Genomic DNA, 20,608 nt, shown 5'->3' with positions numbered 1-20,608 from the left:
ACTTGCCCCAACACCCGAGGTGATCAGCTCGGCTGCGACTCCACGACGGCGGAGATCTCCTCAAGAAGCGTCGCGTGCTGTTCCCAGGGTATGCAATCGACACTCATCTGCGGTCGCCCGGGATTGTCGACCCGGCTGTCATCAACCGCCTGCCCGGTCTCCACCGCCGCCGACAAGAACAGGTGATCCATATCGCGATTGAAATAGCGTAGAAGAGCGTCCCGCAACACCGGCTTGGTGCAGGCCATTGCAGCAAGGAGCCCATAAGCTCCCCAGTTCGACACGCCGGCGACGATGAGCACATCGACCGGGGTCGTTGCTGCGATCACCTTGCCGTTGGGAATTCCGCGTTCGATGATTTCCTTGGGCAGGGATCCCATCCCGATTTCATTGCCCCCGTCCCCAATACCGATCGTGAGCCAGCGACGCTTCGCGGCGGGTTCGCTAAAGAGAAGATGGAGCGGCGCCGTTTCGCGCGACATATCCCATCCGTGCTCCCGATGAGGCTTTCCATCCGAACCCGGAGAAGCCCGCTCAATTGCGATCAAGTGAGTGATCGGTCGATCGCCCGTTTCCAGGTACTGTCGTAAGCGGAGAACCGAATTCTCTGTCGTCGACACGACCTCAAGATTCACGGATGCCGGCAGCGCATCGACTACGGCCCACACCGCCTTTGCACACGGTGCATCGGTAATGACCGTTACCGGAATCCCCGCATTTGCGAGGCCCGCGGCCAGATGCGCCATCCCGCCGAGCCCATCCGTTTCCGGAGAAGGCGGCTCCGCGTGCTGGATATAGAACCCGGTGACGATGCCAACGTGCGCGTTGGGCGTGTTCATGATGGCCTCTGCGGCGCGGGCGAGATTGCCTTTTGCCCACTCGGTCATCTGGCTGATGTCGCGTTTGACTTTGCGCCCAATGATCGCCTCGATCCGGGCCACGGACTCATTCACTGTCTCCACCTCGACTTGCAGCGCATCCAGGGATAGTTCGTCAGGTTCGTGTTGGCTTCCCGGGATGGAACAGCTCTTCGACGGACTGTTTTGGGTCCTTGATGCAAGAGCGGTCCTTGCGATCGTTCTTCTCGGCCTCGAGCTTCTGCAGGAAACGGAAACGCGGCGATCGGGTCGCGTGCCCAGATCGCGCATGCTTAGTCATGCCGAAACCCTTTTGGCCGCCATGCGTCATTTGATCGCCAACGAAAGCCGTGCAGCTCATTTCTTGCACCCGGGAGCCGCCACCAGGGCCAAAGCTTCATGCGGCCCACCGAGCATAGCCCTGATCGTGAAGAGGCGCGAGGCTGGGACAATCGGTTTGCGAGAACAGAATGCTCCGGTGCGGCGCACCGAGATGTGCAAAGCTACTCCCGGATCAGAGGCACGAAGCGGACGGGCGCTATGATCGTAGTTGTGGTCGTCCCGTCGGCGTGTTTTTCCAACAGCGTAAGCTCCTGGTAGAAGCCGCCAAGCGGGATAACCATGCGGCCATCAGACCTTAGTTGCGCGATGAGCGGCAGTGGAACGTGGTCGGGAGCTGCGGTTACGATGATGGCGTTGAAGGGCGCATGCTCCGCCCAGCCCTGGTAGCCATCGCCGATTTTTGTCGAAACATTGCGGTAGCCCAGACGTTCGAGGTTGGCACGGGCCATTTTGCCGAGCTCTGGTACGATCTCGATCGTGTACACCTCGCCTGCGAGCACGGATAGGATTGCGGTCTGGTATCCCGACCCGGTGCCCACCTCCAGGACCTTATCCGTCTTCGCCAGTTGCAGCAGTTCCGTCATCAGCCCGACGATCAGCGGCTGTGAGATCGTTTGGCCATGGCCTATCGGGAGCGGTGAGTTGCTATAAGCTGCGGACCTGTACTCAGGCGGCACGAACTCGTGTCGCGGCACCTCTGTCATTGCGGCGCGCACATGCGGAGCCAGCCGAGCCACACCACGGGTTCCCCCGCCCGACGCCAGCATTTCGTCGATCTCTTCGACCATCCGCTGGCGGTCGGCGGCGCCTTGCTGTGCAGTGGAACCCGTAACCAGCACGGCACCGGCCAAGATAACGACTGCCCCAAACGATAGGGTTTGTAGGCTCCACAACATTCTTGTCCTCGATGTGCCTCGCCCGCCTCCTGATCGGGGGACTGGGATTCAAGATGATCGCGATTACTGCACCCGGTATTTGCTCGCATAGTGTCTGCCGAGAATCTTGCGGGTCTGATCGGCCAGTCGCTTATTGCCAGTCGCTGGTGGCTTGACGTGGAGCCTTCGTGGCTTCGGCCAATCCGTTCTCGAGCTCTGTTTTCTTAGCATGCGCATCGTCCAGATCAAAGTTGTGAGGGAACCGCCTGCCTTCAAGAGACGATCTCGACCGGAATGCCGATCGCGAGACCAAGATCGCGGTCCGCGCGCCCCTGGTTGACGGCGATTTCGGCGAGCCCGTTCGAGTTCTCATACCAAAAGGCTCCGCCTGGTGGCTCATCGCTGAAGGTCCTCTTACGCTCCAATACTCGACCCGCCGCGGCAAGCCTGGCGTTGGGCGGAATCATGGCTGCCCTTAACCCGGCCATGGCATTGCCAAAGCGGTCGACGTAAACGATCTCGCAGAGGTCGTCCGGCCAGTCTGCCCGGCGGTCCGCGCCATCCTTGCGCGGCTGTCCGGGTGGAGGCTCGCCGTTCGCCAGCATGGCTGAGACCGGTGCGAAAAGGTCGCGCCCGTGAAAGCTGGCCGAGAGGCGCTCCGGCCTCCAGTCGATGTCCCAGCTGCGCGTCTTTTTGGCGCGGCGCAGGACCAACTCAAACAAGCCGTTGCCGGGGCCGACGTACCACCGGCCGTCGGCCTCAAGCACAATGGCCGGGCGTGTCCCGCCGACGCCGGGATCGACGACGCAGAGAAAGACGGTTCCGACCGGAAACCAGGCGGCATAAGCCGCCAGAAGGTACGCCGACGCCTTCGGATTGCCCATGGGCGCATCGGCGAAGAGGTCGATAGCGGGAACGCCCGGTGCCATCTGGTGCAGCGCGGCCTTCACCTGACCCGTATACGGGCCGTGCAGCCCGAAATCCGTGAACAGCACAATCATGTTATCAGCTTGCTCCCGTGGTCCCCCGCGCCGCAAGTTTACGGTGCTCACAGACCTCAGCGGCCGAGATTATCGACGGATCGGCTTACGATCTTCGCCCTACAGGGAGTAAAATGCGGACGCCGCGGGCACTCGTACCCGCAGGCGAGCCCCAGCTGGACATCGTCCGCAACTCTCCGTCCCGCCGTCGGCAAGTAACTGGGAATTGCCCAGTGGTCCACACCGCGAACTCTATGGCCGAACTTGCACGTTTGGAAGCACCACTTGGCGGCTCACAGGCGACGGCTGCTGCGGTATTTGCGCTACCGCAATCCCTGGCTTGTTCGAGGCATGCCCGGGCAGCTGGGGGCAGCGGCGCGTCCCGATCCGGACCGGCAGACGGGAACGCGCGTGAGCAACGATGTTGCCGGCGGAGAGGCGCCTCACTGCCGTGTGTTGGAGCATGAGTCCGATTGGGAGGAGGTCACGATGAAGATTGACAGCACCACATTTGGCACGATCACGATTGACGGAAAAACTTATGAGCACGACGTGGTCGTTCGCCTTTCCGGCGAGATTGTGAAGCGGAAAAAGAAGCTATCAAAGAAACTGCATGGCACTTCGCACGTGCTTTCAGAAGACGAGGCAAGATTCCTCTTCGAAAGGGGGTGCGACCAAGTCGTTATCGGCTCGGGTCAGATGGGCAACGTGCACCTGTCACCGGAGGCTGAAGCCTATTTCGAGAGAAAGGGCTGCGAGGTCTTGTTGAAGCCGACACCCGAGGCGATCCAGATGTTCAACCGGTCGCGCGCAAGAAGGATCGGGCTCTTTCACGTGACCTGTTGACTTTCTCGAATGCCAACAGGAGGTATGATCCGAATGCAGTGTTGATGGCCGGGAAAAAGATGTTCGGCTGAAAGCTCATCCGACGCAGTCCGCCCCGGCGAAACGGAGGGACGCCATGATCCACGCTACCTGCCATACTGCCGATAATGTCGTCTGTCTCGAGTTCGATGCCACGCCGTGGTTCAATGAGGTTGATGCTCCAAGCATTGTCGATTTGGCCAAGCATGAGTGGTCCAGCGCGGCGGTCGCAAGCTCTCTCGAGCGCCGGAAAGGATACGAACGCTTGCATGACCTCATCGAGTATGCGGCGAAGCGACTTCAACCAGACTCCCTGGAGGATCTCAGCTGGAACTCCTTCGAGTGTATCGTCGACGGGCCAGAGGCCATGGCCTGGCTCGAGAATGCCCGGCCTGATGTTGTGGCAAGAATCCGGAGCCAGAATCGATATCAGCCGTCAGAAGAGTCCTGCTTTCACGTGGAGGAGCTCTTTGGGAAAGAGGCCACCGACGGAGTCGTGTGGTGCTAGAGAGCGGGGGGGAGAACGGGCACCTGATAGTTGCTAGTTCCGGCAATCAACGGGGAAGCACGAACACAAGAAGCTGACGAGGGAGAAACACGATGGCTGCCAAGGATGTCAAATTTTCCACCGAGGCGCGCGGAAAGATGCTGCGCGGCATCGACATCCTCGCCGACGCCGTGCGGCGGGTCTGCGCGAATTTCGGCATTTCGGAAATTATTGAGCAGCTTGGCGCACCCATCGGTGACGTTGATGTCGTGCACCTTCTTGTTCATGTCGCTCTCGCCGCGGCGGACCCAGGCGAGGCGCAGCGAGTCGCGGCGCGCCGCTGCCGGTCGAGGTCGCCAAGATCTTCGAGCGCCGCGTCGGCAATGTCGCCGGACGACGGCTGGTAGAGCCGCGACAGGCAGTTGAACAGCGTCGTCTTGCCGGCGACGCAGTGCCATGCGGTGGCGATCGACACGGCCACGGTCTCGCCGGCGGTCACCTTCGCGGTGTTCACGACGGCGCCGTAGCCGGTGATGACGCCGCAGCCGATCAGCGCGGCGAGATCGAGCGGCATCTCCTTCTTGATCTTCACGATCGCGTTCTCATGCACCAGCATCTGCTCGGCGAAGGATGACAGATTGAGAAACTGGTTCAGCTTCTCCTTCCTGCCCCAGGACAGACGGTTGGAGGCGCCGGGCAGCATCTTCACCGTGGTGTCGGTGCACAGCACGGTGCGGCCGGTGGTGCAATTGTCGCAGGTGCCGCAGAACACCGACAGGCAGGTGACGACGTGATCGCCGGGCTTCACGTAATTGACGTCGGAGCCGACCTTCTCGACCACGCCGGCTGATTCATGGCCGAGCACGGCGGGCAGCGGATGCGGATAAAGCCCTTCCATGAAGTGCAGGTCGGAATGGCAGAGGCCCGCGACCGCGGTGCGGATCAGGACCTCGCGCGGCCCCGGATTGGGTACACTGACATCCTCGATCACCAGCGGCTGATTGACTTCATGCAGGACGGCGGCCTTCATCGGGGTCTCCCTTGACGTTTTTGATTGTTTGAAAAGTGCGCTCGTGCCGCAGCCTACGCTGCGGCGAGCAATTCGCCAACCTCGGCCATGCCGACGGCGCGATCGCCGAGCAGATGTTCAGTCATCCTGCGCTGAACGGTATTTTCCGCTAGCCGGAACGGATCGCCCGGCGTCACGCGGTGATCGACCACCATCCGCGACAGCAACAGCCGGCGCGCGTCGCCGCGCATCTCGTGGATGCGTCCGCCTTCCCACGCCAGCGCCACGGCGCTTGCGACATGATAGAGCAGGCTGGTGGCGCGTCGCGCATCGCCCTCATTGTCGATGCGGCTCGCGACCTCGCGCGCAAACGCGATCGCGCGATCGCTGAGCTCACGCAGCCGGTTGCGCCAGGCCTCCGGCACGTTGGGACTATCGTCGAGCCGCGCATGCAGATCGGCGGCGAGCGCGCTGTCGGCGCCATGGCGTCCGACCGCGCGCTTCAGCGCATCGATCGCGACGATGTTGCCGGTGCCCTCCCAGATCGAGCCGAGATGCGCATCGCGCAGCAGCCGCGGCGTGACGAATTCCTCGATGTAGCCGATGCCCCCGCGCATCTCCATCGCATCGCCGCAGACCTTGCGGGCATCGCGGGTGGCACGGAATTTCAAGGTCGGGGTCAGAATGCGGAGCAGCGCCGCGGCATCCTGGCTGCCGGCCTCGGCGCGGTCGAGCGCGTCCGCGGTGAGAAAACTCATCGACAGCGCCTGCTCGGTCGGCATCATGATCTTCATCAACTGCCGCCGCGCCAGCGGCAGATCGATGATGCGCTGGCCGAACACCACGCGGCCCCGCGCCACGGTGATGGCATCGTGCCAGGCGCGGCGCATCAAAGAGGTCGATTTCACGCCGTTGGAGAGCCGCGACGAGTTCACCATCTCCGCCATCTGCACGAAGCCGCGGTCGAGCTTGCCGACGGCATAGGCGATCGCGCCGTCGAACTTGATCTCGCCGGAGGCCATCGAGCGGGTGCCGAGCTTGTCCTTCAGACGCACGATCCGGTAGTGGTTCTGCGAGCCGTCATCGAGGAAACGCGGCATCAGGAACAGCCCGACGCCCTTCGTGCCCGGCCCCGCGCCCTCGGGGCGCGCCAGCAGCATCACCACCTTGGCATCGGCATTCGAGCAGAACCATTTCTCGCCATAGAGCCGCCAGTGGTCGCCGTCCTGTACGGCGCGCGTGGTCAGCGTGCCGACGTCGGAGCCGCCTTCCTTCTCGGTCATGAACTGGCCGCCCTGCGTCAGTCTGCTCATGTCGGTCTGGGTCAGGCCGTCGAGATATTTCGCCTTCAACGCCTCGCTGCCGAAATTGTTGAGCAGCTTTGCACAACCGTCGGTGACGTTGATCGGGCAGCCCATGCCGAATTCGGTCTGGTTGAACAGAAAGGTGAAGGCATGCTTGGCCACCACAGGATATTTGTCGGGCCAGCCCATGATGCCCTTGCGGATCGACAGCGCGTGGATGCCGAACTCGCCGAACGCAGCCTTCTCGATCTCGCGATAGGCCGGATGATACTCGATGGTCTGCACGTCGCGGCCGAACTTGTCGCGCTGGTGCAGCACCGGCGTGTGCCGGTCGGCAAGCCGCGCGCATTCGTCGAGGTAACCGCCGGCCAAGCCGCCGAGCCGGTCGAGATGTGGCTCGATGTGGCGGAACAAGGCCTCGGGCAGATGCAGTTTCAGAAGGTCGGTCAGCGCCGGATCGGCGCGGTAGAAATTCATTCCCGTCGTGTCGGGCGCCAGCAGACCCGGCTGGCTGGTGGACGACGTTTTCGGATCGTGCTTGTGCGGCTGCATTGAATTCCCGGCTGCGGTGCTCATTTGTTTGGGCACGACTATCCTCCTCCGGCCGAGCAAAGGAAAGCCCAATGGATATTCCCAAGTACAAGATCGCCCTGATCGTCGGCGCCGGCGCGGGCCTCAGCGCCTCGCTGACGCGGCTATTTTCGCGGGAGGGAATTCGCGTGGCGCTGGGCGCCCGCAGCATCGAAAAGCTCGGCGCGCTCTGCACCGAAACCGGCGCGCGGGCCTATGCCTGCGATACCACCAAGGCCGAGGATGTCGAACGTCTGTTCGGTCTGGTCGAGCGCGAAATCGGAACACCCGATCTCGTGGTCTACAACGCCTCCGGCCGCTCGCGCGGGCCGTTCGTTGAACTCGTCCCCTCCGAGGTCGAGCAGGCGATCGCGGTCTCGGCGTTCGGCGGCTTCCTGGTGGCACAGGAAGCGGCAAAGCGCATGCTGCCCAACAAGAGAGGCGCGATCCTGTTCACCGGCGCCTCCGCCAGCGTGAAGGGCTATGCACAATCGGCGCCGTTCGCGATGGGCAAGTTCGCGTTGCGCGGGCTGGCGCAGAGCATGGCGCGCGAACTGTCGCCGCAGGGCATCCATGTCGCGCATTTCGTGATCGACGGCGGCATCCGCAGCGCCGCGCGCGCCGAGCCCACCGACAAGCCGGATTCGATGCTCGATCCCGACGCGATCGCATTGAGCTACTGGAACGTGCTGCAACAGCCGCGCAGCGCCTGGACCTGGGAGCTGGAATTGCGGCCCTGGGTTGAGAAGTTTTGAGATGACGGAGATCATGTAAGCGGCGTAACGTTCAGGCGGCCCATCCGCCGCATTCGTCATTGCGAGCGGAGCGAAGCAATCCATGCCACCACAAGCGGTGAGATGGATTGCTTCGGCGCTTCGCACCTCGCAATGACGAAGGAAACAGGGGAAGGAAATATGACCGCTGAAATCAAGATCGAGACCGGCACCGACGAACTGCTCTGCGTGATCCGCGACCGCGTCGCGGTCATCACGCTGAACCGCCCCGATGCGCGCAACTCGCTGTCGGACACGCTGACGCCGGCGCTGCGCACGATGATCCGGACCTGCGGCGAGAACCCCGAGGTCGGCGTGCTGCTCGTCACCGGCGCCGGCAAGGCGTTCTGCGCCGGCGGCAACGTCAAGGGCATGGGCGCCAATCGCGACCCGAAGAAGCTCGAAATGTCCTATGAGGACAAGGTCGCGGATCTGCAGGAGCGGCAGCGCCTGCTGACCGGCGCGCTGGCCTCGGTGCGCAAGCCGACCATTGCCGCCCTACCCGGCCCCGCGGTCGGCGCCGGACTTGCGATCGCGATGGCCTGCGACATCCGGATCGCGGCGCAATCCGCCTTCATCTCGACCGGTTATCTGCGCGTGGCGCTGAGCGGCGACTACGGCATGGCCTGGCTTTTGACGCGCCTGGTCGGCACCTCGCGCGCCCGCGAACTGATGTTCACGTCCGAGAAGGTCGATGCCGCAAGGTGCGAGCAGATCGGCCTCGTCAACCGCGTGGTGCCGGACGAAGTGCTGCACGACGAGGCGTTTGCGCTGGCGAAATCGATCGCCGAAGGCCCGACCTTGGCGCTGCGCTACATGAAGGACAATCTCGACGAAGCGCAGCAGTTCGATTTCGCGACCGCGCGCGACCACGAGGCCGAGCGGCTGATCCGGCTCACCACGACCGCGGATCACAAGGAAGCGGTGCAGGCCTTCATCGAGAAGCGCAAGCCGGTGTTCCGGGGAAGCTAGCCGCGTAGCGCCCGTCTCTTCTCCTTCCCCCTGAAAGGGGGAAGGTCGGGATGGGGGTCCCAGCCGCAGGCGATGCGCTATGCGGAGAGAGCTGATCCCCACCCGCTTTGCTCTCGCGAGCAAAGCGACCTCCCCTTTTCAAGGGGAGGTAATCAAGCTCGTAGCCCGGATGGAGCGATATCCAAAGAAAAGGGCCCGGTTCTGGAGGGGCCAGAACCGGGCCTAGTCAGTCAAACCGCAAGCGAGGACATCGCGGCCGAGCGGGAAGTGGCGGCAAGCCGCCAGCTGGCACAGGGAATGTCTTGCGGTTCGACGTGGATCTCTTTCGCGAAGCGCACCAGCTTCCAGTCGCCGGGGCTTGCAGCGAAGGCGTAACCGGATTTGCGGGCGAGGCCGATCATCGTCGCGTTGGACCGCAACGTGTCGCCGAAAATGCGCTCGGCTCCAAAGGACGCCGCGCGGCATTCGAGATTCTTCAACAGCGCCTTGCCAATGCCGTGGCCCTGCCACCGGTCATCGATCGACAGGCCGAACTCGACGCTCGACGTATCGGCATGGAAGGCGTAGCGGGCTTCGCCGACGACGGTCTCAAAACCATCGACCAGCATCGTCGCGACCACCGTAAACCGGTCAGCCTCGCCGACGTGAACGAAACGCTCGAGCTCCGTCTTCGGCAGCTCGCTCAACGCACCCAGGAAGCGGTTGTAACGGGACCCCGCGGAGAGCGAGCGGATATAGCTCTGCAGCTCCTCGCGGTCGCGCGGCTCGACGAAGCGCACCTTGATCTCGCTGCCGTTCTTGGCGCGCAGCACATCAGAGTATTGCTTGAGATCGTCGAGATGCAGCGCAGTCATGACACGCTCCTCGGGTGAAGAAATTGGCCGGCGCCCCTCCACAGAGGCAGCGCCGGCGAAGGCGTCCCTCTCAGGCCCGCCAGAACGGCTTCTCGGTCTCGAACACGACGTCGCTGCGGGACATGCCGATGTCGTGCAGATCGCGCTCGGTCCACTGCGACAGCTCGCGGCGGCGCTCATAGCGCTCCCACCAGACGTGAAGGGTCTCGCCGACCTGATTCAAAAGGCCCGGCGTATGATGATTTGTCATCGATTCATGGGTAAAAATGGACATTTGCGGCTCCAATCGCTAACCTATTGGCTGTAATATCTGCGCCATTCGGCCCGTTCACAAACGACACTTTGTACCGCTTCGCATGAATTAAAGTCATGCGACTGGAGGCAAATCAGGGATGACCAGCCGCCTGCCCTCACTGAACGGCCTCCGGGCGTTCGAGGCCGCCGCGCGGCACATGAGCTTCACGCTGGCGGCGTCCGAGCTGAACGTGACGCAGACCGCGATCAGCCATCAGATCCGCCGGCTGGAGGAGGAGCTCGGCGTCCGCCTGTTCATCCGCCAGAACCGCTCGCTGAGCCTGACGCCGGAGGCTGCCGAATACCTTCCCGGCGTCCGCGCCGCCTTCAACGACCTCAGGCTCGCGACCGATCGCCTGCTGCGCCGGGATGACGATCACGTGCTGACGGTCTCGACGCTGGCATCGCTCGCGGCGAAATGGCTGCTGCCGCGGCTGTCGGCCTTCCAGGAGGCGCATTCCGGCATCGATGTCCGCATCACCACCTCGACCAGCCTGGTCGACTTCCAGCGCGACAAGGTCGACGCCGCGATCCGCTATGGCCGCGGCCAATGGGCCGGCTTGCGCGCGGACTGGCTGATGGCGGACGAGCTGTTTCCGGTGTGCAGTCCATCGCTGCTGCAGGGAACCAGGCCACTCAAATGCCCTGAAGACCTCAGGGATCACGTGCTGCTGCACACCAGCAACGCCAACAGCGACGACTGGCGGCTGTGGCTGACTGCGGCCGGACTGCCGACCGACATCTCCAAGCAGCCGGGCGTGACCTTCGATCTGCTGTTCGTGACGATCCAGGCCGCGATCGACGGCATCGGCATCGCGATGGGCCGCACCTCCTATGTGCAGGACGACATCGCCAAGGGCCGCCTCGTGGTTCCCTTCAAGATCGCGCTGCCGGCCGACGCCGGCTTCTATCTGGTCACGCCGCAGGGACGCGCCGATTCACCGAAGCTGTCGGCATTCCGCTCCTGGCTCGGCGCCACGGCGCATACCACGGCCTGATGCGGCGCACGCAGTTTTTCTCTACGGCTTTTTTCCGATAGCGGCGGCGCGATTTCGGGTTGGTCACGCCGGATGGGCATGCCAAATTGCCGCATATGGCAGTCAACTGCCTTGGCCGGCGAGACAATTTGCGCCGGCCGTTTCGTCACGGGGAGGAAAGGGCGTTATGTCGCAGTCGAGTCCATCGCAAGTACCGCAAATCAAGTCACGTCTCGGCGCCATCCTGCGCGCGACCAGCGGCAATTTCCTCGAGCAATTCGACTTCTTCCTGTTCGGCTTCTATGCGCAGGACATCGCGAAAGCGTTCTTCCCCGCCCAGAACGAGACCGCTGCGCTGCTCAACGCCTATGGCGTGTTCTGGCTCGGCGCGCTGATGCGCCCCGTCGGCGCGATCGTGCTCGGCTCCTACATCGACCGCATCGGCCGCCGCCAGGGCCTGATCGTGACGCTCGCGCTGATGGCGCTCGGCACGGTGGTGATCGCGTTCTGCCCGCCCTACGCATCCATCGGCATTGCCGCAACGATCATCGTGCTAATCGGACGGCTGATCCAGGGTTTTTCCGCCGGCGTCGAGCTGGGCGGCGTCTCCGTCTATCTCTCCGAGATCGCGACGCCCGGCAACCGCGGCTTCTACACCTCGTTCCAATCGTCCAGCCAGCAGGTCGCGATCTTCGTTGCCGCGATCATCGGCTATGTTCTGCGGGAGGTCATGCCCGGCGACACATTCCTGGATGCGATCGGCGGCATCGCCAAGTGGCGCATCCCGTTCTTCGTCGGCTGCATCATCATCCCCGTCATCTTCATGCTGCGGCGTTCGCTTGAGGAGACGCCGGCCTTCCTCGCCATGAAGAAGCATCCGACGCCGAGCGAAGTGTTCGCCTCGGCGATCGAGAACTGGCGCATCGTCATCCTCGGCATGATGATCGCGGTCCTGACCACCACGACGTTCTATTTCATCACGGTGTATGCGCCCGGCTTCGGCAAGGAGCTGCATCTGTCGGCGTCCGGGACGCTGCTAGTGACCCTGCTCGTTGCGGTGACGAATTTCATCTGGAATCCGGTCGGCGGCGCGCTGTCGGACCGAATTGGCCGCAAGCCGGTGCTGCTCGCGATCGCGGGCCTGTCGTTCGTCACCGCCTACCCGGCCCTGTCGTGGCTCTCGCATGAGCCGACGCTCGGGAAGCTGCTCGCGGTGCAGATGATGTTCTCGTTCTACTTCGGCGTCTACAGCGGCACGATGCTGGGATGCCTGGTCGAGATAGTGCCGGCGCATGTGCGCACCACCTGCTTCTCGATCGCGTTCGCACTGGCGGCGGGCATCTTCGGCACGTCGACCCCGTTTGTCGCGACCAAGCTGATCGCCATGACCGGCCAGGACAAGGCCTCGCCGGCCTACTGGCTGATGTTCGGCGCGGCGCTCGGCATCATCGCCGCGCTGATCGTCTATCGCGGCGGCCAGACCATCGAGCAGCGCAAGACGGTCGCTGCCTGATTGGCATATGCATTCGGGGCAGGCCGATCGCCTGCCCCGACATGTTGCTTTCCATGCCAACAACGATCACAAGAACGCATGGTTGATCTGACACGCAGGTTCGACGTGCTGGTGATCGGCGGCGGCAACGCCGCCCTTTGCGCTGCGATCAGCGCACGGCGCGCCGGCGCCTCCGTGCTGGTGCTGGAAGGCGCCCCGAAATTCTACCGCGGCGGCAACACCCGCCACACCCGCAACATGCGCTGCGCCCATGACGCGGCGACCGAGATCCTCACCGGTCCTTACACCGAGGAGGAATTCTGGAACGATTTGTTGCTGGTGACCGGCGGCCAGACCGACGAGCAACTGGCCCGCTTCATGATCCACGAGTCCAAGGACATCTTGAACTGGATCGTCGAACAGGGCGTGCGCTGGCAGCCCTCGCTCGGCGGCACGCTGAGCCTCGGCCGCACCAACTCGTTCTTCCTCGGCGGCGGCCGGGCGATGCTGAACGCGCTGTACCGCACCGCCGAGGAGCTCGGCGTCGACATTCTCTACGATGCCGAGGTGATCGATCTGAATATCGAGCACGGCATGTTCCTGTCGGCGCAGCTGAAGCAGCCGGTCGGCGGCAGGACCGAGGTGCGCGCCTCGACGCTGGTCGCGGCCGCCGGCGGCTTCGAGGCCAATATCGAATGGCTGAAGCAATACTGGGGCGAGGCCGCCGACAATTTCCTGATCCGCGGCACGCCCTATAATCGCGGCGCGATCTTGAAGATGCTGCTCGCCAAGGGCGTGCAGGATATCGGCGATCCGACGCAGTGCCATGCGGTGGCGATCGACGCCCGCGCACCGAAATTCGACGGCGGCATCATCACGCGCCACGACTCGGTCGTGTTCGGCATCGTCGTCAACAAGCATGCCGAGCGCTTCTACGACGAGGGCGAGGACATCTGGCCGAAGCGCTATGCGATCTGGGGCCGCCTGGTCGCCGCGCAGCCGGACCAGATCGCCTACATCATCTTCGACTCGACCGTCGTGACGAGCTTCATGCCGACGCTGTTTCCGCCGATCGCGGGCGCGACGATCGCCGAGCTCGCCGGCAAGCTCGAGCTCGACGCGGCCGCGCTGGAAAAGACCATCACCGACTTCAACGCCGCGGTGCAGCCCGGAACGTTCGATCACACCATCCTCGACGACTGCCGTACCGAAGGCATCACGCCGCCCAAGACGCACTGGGCGCGCAAGATCGAGACGCCGCCCTACCTCGCCTATCCGGTGCGGCCCGGAATCACCTTCACCTATCTCGGCACCCGCGTGAACAAGCAGTCGCGGATGCTGATGAAGGACGGCAAGCCGTCGGCCAACATGTTCGCCGCCGGCGAGATCATGGCCGGAAACGTGCTCGGCAAGGGCTACGCCGCCGGCATCGGCATGACCATCGGCAGCGTGTTCGGCCGTGTCGCCGGGCGGGAAGCGGCCAAGAATGCGCGGAACTGAGCCTCGCGCGATTGGGGAGGAGCGATGTCACGTCTTGCGATTGTCGCCGCTGCGGCTGCCGCGCTGATGGCGTCGACCACGAGCAACGCCGCCGAGCCGATCGCGCTGCGCGACATGGGCTCGTTCCATGTCGGCGGCCGCCTGGTCGAGATTACGGGAAAGCCGGTCAAGGAAGTCACCTTCACGCCCGGCGGCGTGCCCGCAAAAGTCGATCCGAACGGCACCTACCAGGTCGAGCAGATGTACGTGCAGTACTTCCTGCCGCAAAACGAGAAGGGCGCCTATCCGCTGCTGCTGTGGCATGGCGGCGGCCTGACCGGCGTCACCTATGAGACGACGCCTGATGGCCGCGAGGGCTGGCTGAACTATTTCCTGCGCAAGGGCTGGAGCGTCTACAGTTCCGACGCGGTCGAGCGCGGCCGCGCCGGCTGGGCGCAATACCCTGACATCTTCAAGGGCGAGCCGGTGTTCCTCACCACCGCCAATCCGTTCGAGCGCTTCCGCATCGGCGACGGCCCGGGCTCCTACGATCCCGATCCCACCAAGCGTCGGCTGATGCCCGGCAGCCAGTTCCCGAACGAAGGCTACGAGAACTTCGTCAAACAGAACGTGCCGCGCTGGACCACCACCGATGACGCGACGATCGCGGCCTACATCGCCGAGATCGATCGCGTCGGCCCCTGCATCATCCTGTTCCATAGCCAGGCCGGCACGTTCGGCTTCAAGGTCGCGCAGGCGCGGCCCGACAAGGTGAAGGCGCTGATCGCGATCGAGCCGGCCGGCGTCGGCGATCCCGCCAAGGTCGAAAGCTTGAAGAACATTCCGACGCTGATGGTCTATGGCGACTATATCGAGCGCGATTCGCGCTGGCCGAAGATCCGCGCCACCGGCGGCGCCTTCGCCGATGCCATCCGCGCCGCCGGCGGCAGCGTCGACGTGGTCGATCTGCCCAAGGCCGGCATCAAGGGCAATTCGCACATGATGATGATGGACAAGAACAACGCCGAGGTCGCCGGCCTGATCCAGACATGGCTGGAAGGCAAAGGGCTGACCAAAAAATAGGAAACCGACGCGCGATGCACGGGACGAGGACATTGCAGGAAGCCGACCGTCTGATGACGGTGTGCAATTCCTGCCGCTATTGCGAGGGCCTGTGCGCGGTGTTTCCCGCGATGGAGATGCGCCGCGCCTTCTCCGACGGCGACCTCAACTATCTCGCCAATCTCTGCCATTCCTGCGGCGCCTGCTACACCGACTGCCAGTTCTCGCCGCCGCACGAGTTCAACGTCAACGTCCCGAAGACGCTCGCGGTCGCGCGCGCCGAATCCTATGCCGCCTATGCCTGGCCGCATGCTTTTTCGGGCGCGTTCGCGCGCAACGGCCTCGTCATCAGCCTGATCGCGGCGCTCAGCGTCGCCGCCTTCATCTTCGGCTTCGCCGCGATCAACGACCGCGGCGTGCTCACCGGCATCCACACCGGCCCGGGCGCGTTCTACAGACTGATGCCGCACAATGTGATGGCGCTGCTGTTCGGCGCAGCCCTGCTCTACGCGATCCTGGCGCTGGCGATGGGCGTGCGCGCGTTCTGGCGCGATATCGGCGAGCCGGTCGGCATGACGACCGACGCGAAGTCGCTGCTGCAGGCGGTCCGCGACGCCGGCGAGCTGCGCTATCTCGACGGCGGCGGCGTCGGCTGCTTCAACGAGGACGACCAGCCGACCGATCGGCGCAAGCTGTATCACCACTTCACGTTCTACGGCTTCCTGCTGTGCTTCGCCGCGACCTGCGTCGGCACGCTCTACCACTATTTGCTGGCGCGCGAGGCGCCCTATGCATGGTGGGACCTGCCGGTGGTGCTCGGTACGCTCGGCGGCGTCGGCCTCGTGATCGGCCCGATCGGGCTCTTGTCGGAGAAATGGAAGCGCGACCGCGCGCTGGTCGACGAGCAGGCCAGGGGCATGGACACCGCATTCATCCTGATGCTGTTCCTGACCAGCATCACCGGCCTTGCCTTGCTGTTGTGGCGAGAGAGCGCCGCGATGGGCCCGCTGCTGGCGCTGCATCTCGGCGTGGTGTTCGCGCTGTTCATCACCATGCCCTACGGCAAGTTCGTGCACGGCATCTACCGCTTCGTCGCGCTGGTGCGCTACGCGCGGGAACGGCAGATGATGGCGGAGTGAATGTGGAATGTAGGGTGGGTTAGCCGAAGGCGTAACCCACCTTCTTGTCACACTGAACGAAAGTGGTGGGTTACGCTTCGCTAACCCACTCTACGAGGTTTTCGTCGCCAAAGCACAGAACCGCTCCTCCGCGTCCACCAAGCGAGCCGCGGTGAAGCCCGCGGCCTCAAGCTTCTCCACCACTCCTTCCCTGGGCTGTCCGGAATAGGACGTGAAGCCGAGCGCGATCTTCCCGCCGGCCTTCATCACGCGCCGGATCTCCAGCAGTCCGGCGACAGCGTCCGGCCAGACCTGCATCGAGTTGATCGCCAGCGCCTTGTCGAAGCTGGCGTCATCGAACGGCAAGTGCTCCACCGAGCCGAGCCTCAGGTCGATACGGCCATCCCCGACCGCGGTCGCGTTCCGTGCGCGAGCTTGCCCGACCATCTCTTGTGACGCATCGATGCCCGCGACGGAGCCGGCCGGCACCAAACTCGACAAGCGTTGAATGACGATGCCGGGGCCGAACCCCACTTCCAGCACGCGGTCGTCCGGATCGACCTCGAGAAGATCCGTCACCCACGCGCCGCAGTCGGCATTGGTGCGGGCCATGATGACGCCGCCCAGCCTGCCCAGCAGGCCCTGCGGGCGGCCAAACGCGCGCAACAGAATGCTTCGCATCACGCTCACCGATTGCCATCTCCGGTGAACTGGCTTCCGGGACGATCGCGGCTACAGATCCACCACCACGTAGTCGCTCTCCACCGCGACCTTGATAGTCTCGGCGACATACGGTCCCTTCACCACATTGGTGCCCGGCTCGACGCTGACCGGATAGGCACGCACGCGAAAGCGGCGCGGATCGCAATAGGACTGGCCGGTGCGGATATCGAACTCCCAGCCGTGCCAGGGACAGCGCAGGATTTCGCCGAGCTTGGTGTATTCGATCTCGCCGGGATCGGACGATGATGCCAGCCCGATCAACGGTCCCTCGCACAGCGCCGCGCCCTGGTGCGGGCAGCGGTTCAACAGGCCGAAGAACTCGCCCTTGACGTTGAAGACGGCGATCGGCCGCCCGTCGATCTCGAGGAATTTTCGTGAACCCGGCGGCAACTCGTCCACGGGAGCGATCACATGCCTTGCCATTAGGAGGCGCCGTAAAGCTGCTTCGCATTGTCGAGATAGAACGCCTGGCGGTTGGCGTCGCTGACGCCGGCCGGCAGCACGCGCGACGGCTCGTCGTAATCCCAATGCGGGTAGTCGGTCGCGAACAACAGCTTGTCCCAGCCGATCCACTCGATGGTCTGGAACAGATGGTCGCGGCTCTCCGGGTCTTCCATCGGCTGCGTCGTCCACCAGATGTGATCGCGGATATATTCCGACGGCTTGCGCTTCAAATGCGGCACCTCGGTATGCAGCCGCGAAAACACCTTGTCGAGCCGCCAAGCCAGCGACGGCGCCCAGCCGAAGCCGGCCTCGACCATCACCATCTTCAGTTTCGGGAAGCGCTCGAACACGCCTTCGAGCACGAGGCTCGCCAGCGCGGTCTGCTGGCACTGCGAATGCCCGACCATCTCCTCGATATAGTGGCTCGGCCAGCCCGAGGCGGTGATCGGGTTGCCGCCGAAGCCGAAGGCGTGCACGCCGATCGGGAGACCGACTTCCTGGGCCGCCTCATAGATCGGCCAGTAGCGGCGCTGGCCGAGCGGCTCGACATTGCGGCTCAGCAGCAGCACCTGGACGAAATTCTTGTCGCCCGCGCGCCTGCGGATCTCGGCCGCGGCCGAGGCGCCGTCCTCATTGGCGACGACGACCGAGCCTTTCAGCCGCGAATCCTTGGATGTCCATTTCTCGATCTGCCAATCGTTGATCGCCGAGCAGATCGCGCCGGCGAGATCCTGGTTGCGGAGCCCTTGTCCGGTGGCGAGCGGGTTGAGCACGCCGAGCGCGACATTGTTGGGATCGAGATGCTGCTTCTGCATGAAGGACAGCGACGAGCCCTGCGGGCCGCCTTCCGGCGGATAGGCATCGCGGCGCGACGCGTTGGGCTGCGCCTTCGGATAGGGTGGGCCTTCCATCATGCCCTGATAGGCCTGGATGCCGAAGGTTTCGAGATGGGCGTGCCAGCGCTTTTCAAGGTAGGGGAACAGCTCGTCCTTGGTCGCGCGCGCCGGATGGATGTCGCAATCGGCGATCGCGGTCTTGATGCTGGTTGACGATGCCGCTTCCGGGCGCTCCCGAATCTGCACATTCATCGCGTCGTCTCCTTCACCTTGAGGCGCGGATAGGTCGCATGCGGATTGTCGATCATGATCTTGCGCACCAGATCTGGCGACAACCCCTGCGGCAGCACCTCGTCACCGTCGAACTGCCAATGCGGATAGTCTGATGAGAATAGGATCAATTCGTCCGACTGCATATGGTCGAACAGCCGGTTCAAGGTGTCGGGTTCCGGCGGCGCATCGACCGGCTGCAATGAGAAGCGGATGTTGCTGCGCACAATCTCCAGCGGCGCGCGGTCGACCCACGGCGTTTCCATGCGCACGCCGCGCCAGAACTTGTGCAGCCGCCACAGGAACGGCGGCAGCCAGGTGAAGCCGGACTCCAGCATCACCATCTTCAGGTTCGGATGCCGCGCGAACACCCCCTCGACGATCAGGCTGGTGAGCTGGGTCTGGAAGGCCTGCGCCTGCGCGACATAGTCCTCGATGTGGTAGGAGCCCCAGCCGACCGAGGTCGGCGGGTTGTGATAGGCGCTCCCGGCGTGGATGCCGATCGGCAGGCCGAGCCGCTCGGCGGCGGCGTAGATCGGCCAATAATGGCGCTTGCCGAGCGGCATGTCGCCCATCACCAACATCAGCACCTGCACGAAGCGCTTGTCCTGCGCACAGCGCTCGATCTCGGCGACCGCCTTCTCGATGCTCTGCACCGGAATCACGATCGAGCCGCGCAGACGGTCGTCCTTGTCGAGCCATTCCTTGACCAGCCAGTCGTTCAGCGCGCGGCAGAACGCATCGGCCATGTCCTCGGAGAACACCATCTGCACGCCGTAGAGCGGATTGCAGATGCCGTACGCGGAGCCGAATTTGTCGAGCGCCTGGCGCTGCATGTCGGCGAGACTCGAGCCCGGCTTGCCCTGCGCGGGGCGCCAGTCCGGCCGCGACGAGATCGGCGAATTGGTAGGATAGGATTGCGAGATCAGATCCGTCATGCCGCGCGTCGTCACCTGATCGCGCCAGTAATCGTTCATGTATGGCAGCAGGCTGGTGAGGTGAGGCACGGCGGGATGCAGATCGCAATCCACGCCGCCCGCGATCGGCGACGTCATGGTGTTTCCTCGGCTTGTTTCCTCGGCGAATTTCCTCCGCGCAGGCTCACAACACCTTGTGAGGCCGCAGCTTGATTGTTGTCCGATATTCAAGCAGGCCGTGCCGCGATCCGCAACTCGGCAGGGACCGATGTGGTGTGCTAGGAAGACAGAACGCCCTACAGGAATTTCATGGCACGCAACGAGAAAGAGCGCCGATGAACGCACTCACATCCATCGCTGAACAGGTCGCCGCGAAACTGATCGCGAACAAGCAGACGATTGCGGTCGCGGAATCGTCCACCGGCGGGCTGATCTCGGCATCGCTGCTCGCCGTACCGGGCGCGTCGGCCTACTTCCTCGGCGGCGGCGTGATCTACACCCGCGACGCGCGGCGCGCGCTGATGGATATTCCGGACGACGCAATGCGCGGGCTGCGCTCGTCGTCGGAACCCTACGCGCAGCTGCTGGCGCGGCAGATCCGCGAGCGCCTCTCGACCGACTGGGGATTGTCGGAGACCGGCGCCGCCGGCCCGACCGGCAACCGCTACGGCGATGCCGCCGGCCATAGCTGCATGGCGGTCGCAGGTCCGCAGCAACAGGTGATCACGCTGGAAACCGGAAGCGGTGACCGGCAGGCCAACATGCAGGCGTTCGCGAAGGCGGCACTGGAGCTGTTGTTGAAGAATTTGTCGCAGTGATCGCTTCACATGCGCGACACTCGACGACATCGAATCTTCGCTCACGAACTCGATCTCCCCCCGTCATCCTGATGAGGAGCGCGAAGCGCGTCTCGAAGGATCGACGGCCACCAGCGGGGGCCGTGCATCCTTCGAGGCGCGCCCAGCGGCGCAAGTGCGCCGCAAGGCGCGCACCTCAGAGTCTGACTCATAAATCATCGCCCCCTATCTGCAGCGGCAAGTCTGCGGGTCAGGAGTCTGATGTGTGCAATCAGCAGCCAGGCAGCTTCGGTTGCCACCGTCGCCTCGAAG

At 63.9% G+C, this 20,608-nt stretch carries 21 protein-coding genes and 1 pseudogene; 10 read left to right on the top strand and 12 right to left on the bottom strand.

Features of this window, described 5'->3' with window-relative positions:
- Window positions 1-23: 23 nt before the first annotated feature.
- The 3 genes from AC628_RS02580 to AC628_RS02570 all read right to left on the bottom strand — a co-directional run bounded on the left by AC628_RS02580 (window position 24) and on the right by AC628_RS02570 (window position 3,075).
- Window positions 24-941: a glutamate cyclase domain-containing protein gene (locus AC628_RS02580; protein ID WP_168193292.1), complete on the bottom strand. Its 918-nt coding sequence runs from the start codon at window positions 939-941 to the stop codon at window positions 24-26.
- Window positions 942-1,360: 419 nt separating this feature from the next.
- Window positions 1,361-2,050 (bottom strand): protein-L-isoaspartate(D-aspartate) O-methyltransferase, encoded by a 690-nt coding sequence (locus AC628_RS02575; RefSeq protein WP_245320996.1) that lies wholly within the window; start codon window positions 2,048-2,050, stop codon window positions 1,361-1,363.
- Between the two features lie 296 nt (window positions 2,051-2,346).
- Complete coding sequence (locus AC628_RS02570) at window positions 2,347-3,075, bottom strand: SAM hydrolase/SAM-dependent halogenase family protein (RefSeq protein WP_074125202.1); 729 nt, start codon at window positions 3,073-3,075, stop codon at window positions 2,347-2,349.
- A gap of 264 nt (window positions 3,076-3,339) precedes the next feature.
- Here AC628_RS02570 and AC628_RS45100 point away from each other — a divergent pair, with 264 nt between their 5' ends.
- Window positions 3,340-3,900, top strand: coding sequence for an Mth938-like domain-containing protein (locus tag AC628_RS45100; RefSeq protein WP_245320995.1), 561 nt, complete (start codon window positions 3,340-3,342; stop codon window positions 3,898-3,900).
- 115 nt (window positions 3,901-4,015) lie between these two features.
- The gene (locus AC628_RS02560) at window positions 4,016-4,426 is read left to right on the top strand and encodes a hypothetical protein (RefSeq protein ID WP_245320994.1); all 411 of its coding nucleotides are present in this window, start codon (window positions 4,016-4,018) and stop codon (window positions 4,424-4,426) included.
- Here AC628_RS02560 and AC628_RS43715 read toward each other — a convergent pair.
- From AC628_RS43715 to AC628_RS02550, 3 genes and pseudogenes are all read right to left on the bottom strand, one after another.
- Complete coding sequence (locus tag AC628_RS43715) at window positions 4,423-4,692, bottom strand: hypothetical protein (RefSeq protein WP_168193291.1); 270 nt, start codon at window positions 4,690-4,692, stop codon at window positions 4,423-4,425. The genes AC628_RS02560 and AC628_RS43715 overlap by 4 nt on opposite strands.
- Window positions 4,693-4,877: 185 nt before the next feature.
- Window positions 4,878-5,435 (bottom strand): annotated as a pseudogene (locus AC628_RS02555) (alcohol dehydrogenase catalytic domain-containing protein); the annotation flags it as partial.
- 53 nt (window positions 5,436-5,488) lie between these two features.
- A complete protein-coding gene (locus tag AC628_RS02550) occupies window positions 5,489-7,270 on the bottom strand; it encodes an acyl-CoA dehydrogenase family protein (protein ID WP_074125201.1) in 1,782 nt (593 codons plus the stop codon).
- Between the two features lie 71 nt (window positions 7,271-7,341).
- On the opposite strand from AC628_RS02550, the gene AC628_RS02545 reads away from it, so the two are divergent.
- Both AC628_RS02545 and AC628_RS02540 read left to right on the top strand, forming a co-directional pair.
- Window positions 7,342-8,043 (top strand): SDR family NAD(P)-dependent oxidoreductase, encoded by a 702-nt coding sequence (locus AC628_RS02545; RefSeq protein ID WP_074125200.1) that lies wholly within the window; start codon window positions 7,342-7,344, stop codon window positions 8,041-8,043.
- Between the two features lie 159 nt (window positions 8,044-8,202).
- Window positions 8,203-9,033 (top strand): enoyl-CoA hydratase, encoded by an 831-nt coding sequence (locus tag AC628_RS02540; protein ID WP_074125199.1) that lies wholly within the window; start codon window positions 8,203-8,205, stop codon window positions 9,031-9,033.
- Window positions 9,034-9,263: 230 nt separating this feature from the next.
- On the opposite strand, the gene AC628_RS02535 is transcribed toward AC628_RS02540, so the two are convergent.
- Window positions 9,264-9,887: a GNAT family N-acetyltransferase gene (locus AC628_RS02535; RefSeq protein WP_074125198.1), complete on the bottom strand. Its 624-nt coding sequence runs from the start codon at window positions 9,885-9,887 to the stop codon at window positions 9,264-9,266.
- Between the two features lie 70 nt (window positions 9,888-9,957).
- Window positions 9,958-10,161 carry a DUF1127 domain-containing protein gene (locus AC628_RS02530; RefSeq protein ID WP_074125197.1) on the bottom strand — a complete coding sequence of 68 codons (204 nt, stop codon included), beginning with the start codon at window positions 10,159-10,161 and terminating at the stop codon, window positions 9,958-9,960.
- Window positions 10,162-10,279: 118 nt separating this feature from the next.
- On the opposite strand from AC628_RS02530, the gene AC628_RS02525 reads away from it, so the two are divergent.
- From AC628_RS02525 to tcuB, 5 genes are all read left to right on the top strand, one after another.
- Window positions 10,280-11,179 carry a transcriptional regulator GcvA gene (locus AC628_RS02525; protein ID WP_074125196.1) on the top strand — a complete coding sequence of 300 codons (900 nt, stop codon included), beginning with the start codon at window positions 10,280-10,282 and terminating at the stop codon, window positions 11,177-11,179.
- Between the two features lie 166 nt (window positions 11,180-11,345).
- Window positions 11,346-12,671, top strand: a complete 1,326-nt coding sequence (locus AC628_RS02520) for an MFS transporter (protein ID WP_074125195.1) — start codon at window positions 11,346-11,348, stop codon at window positions 12,669-12,671.
- Between the two features lie 78 nt (window positions 12,672-12,749).
- On the top strand, window positions 12,750-14,150 hold the full coding sequence (tcuA, locus tag AC628_RS02515) for an FAD-dependent tricarballylate dehydrogenase TcuA (RefSeq protein ID WP_210190148.1): 1,401 nt from the start codon (window positions 12,750-12,752) through the stop codon (window positions 14,148-14,150).
- 24 nt (window positions 14,151-14,174) lie between these two features.
- Complete coding sequence (locus AC628_RS02510; RefSeq protein WP_074125194.1) at window positions 14,175-15,212, top strand: alpha/beta hydrolase; 1,038 nt, start codon at window positions 14,175-14,177, stop codon at window positions 15,210-15,212.
- A gap of 14 nt (window positions 15,213-15,226) precedes the next feature.
- Window positions 15,227-16,330, top strand: a complete 1,104-nt coding sequence (gene tcuB, locus AC628_RS02505) for a tricarballylate utilization 4Fe-4S protein TcuB (RefSeq protein ID WP_074125193.1) — start codon at window positions 15,227-15,229, stop codon at window positions 16,328-16,330.
- A gap of 90 nt (window positions 16,331-16,420) precedes the next feature.
- Here the strand turns inward: tcuB and AC628_RS02500 are convergent, their stop codons facing one another.
- Genes AC628_RS02500 through AC628_RS02485 form a run of 4 tightly spaced genes read right to left on the bottom strand, consistent with a single transcriptional unit; the run spans window position 16,421 to window position 19,637 of the window.
- On the bottom strand, window positions 16,421-16,990 hold the full coding sequence (locus tag AC628_RS02500; protein ID WP_083632538.1) for a class I SAM-dependent methyltransferase: 570 nt from the start codon (window positions 16,988-16,990) through the stop codon (window positions 16,421-16,423).
- A 51-nt stretch (window positions 16,991-17,041) separates the two neighbouring features.
- The gene (locus AC628_RS02495) at window positions 17,042-17,455 is read right to left on the bottom strand and encodes a Rieske (2Fe-2S) protein (RefSeq protein ID WP_016846808.1); all 414 of its coding nucleotides are present in this window, start codon (window positions 17,453-17,455) and stop codon (window positions 17,042-17,044) included.
- On the bottom strand, window positions 17,455-18,564 hold the full coding sequence (locus AC628_RS02490; RefSeq protein ID WP_074125192.1) for an amidohydrolase family protein: 1,110 nt from the start codon (window positions 18,562-18,564) through the stop codon (window positions 17,455-17,457). The genes AC628_RS02495 and AC628_RS02490 overlap by 1 nt, the downstream gene beginning before the upstream one ends.
- Window positions 18,561-19,637 (bottom strand): amidohydrolase family protein, encoded by a 1,077-nt coding sequence (locus tag AC628_RS02485; RefSeq protein WP_074125191.1) that lies wholly within the window; start codon window positions 19,635-19,637, stop codon window positions 18,561-18,563. Before AC628_RS02485 ends, AC628_RS02490 begins: the two co-directional genes overlap by 4 nt.
- Window positions 19,638-19,834: 197 nt before the next feature.
- Between AC628_RS02485 and AC628_RS02480 the strand changes: the two genes are divergently transcribed.
- Window positions 19,835-20,317: a CinA family protein gene (locus AC628_RS02480; protein WP_074125190.1), complete on the top strand. Its 483-nt coding sequence runs from the start codon at window positions 19,835-19,837 to the stop codon at window positions 20,315-20,317.
- Window positions 20,318-20,608 lie beyond the last annotated feature (291 nt).

The organism is Bradyrhizobium sp. NAS96.2, from assembly GCF_001908235.1.
Classification (GTDB): Bacteria; Pseudomonadota; Alphaproteobacteria; order Rhizobiales; family Xanthobacteraceae; genus Bradyrhizobium.
This window is presented reverse-complemented; position numbering and strand designations above follow the sequence as displayed.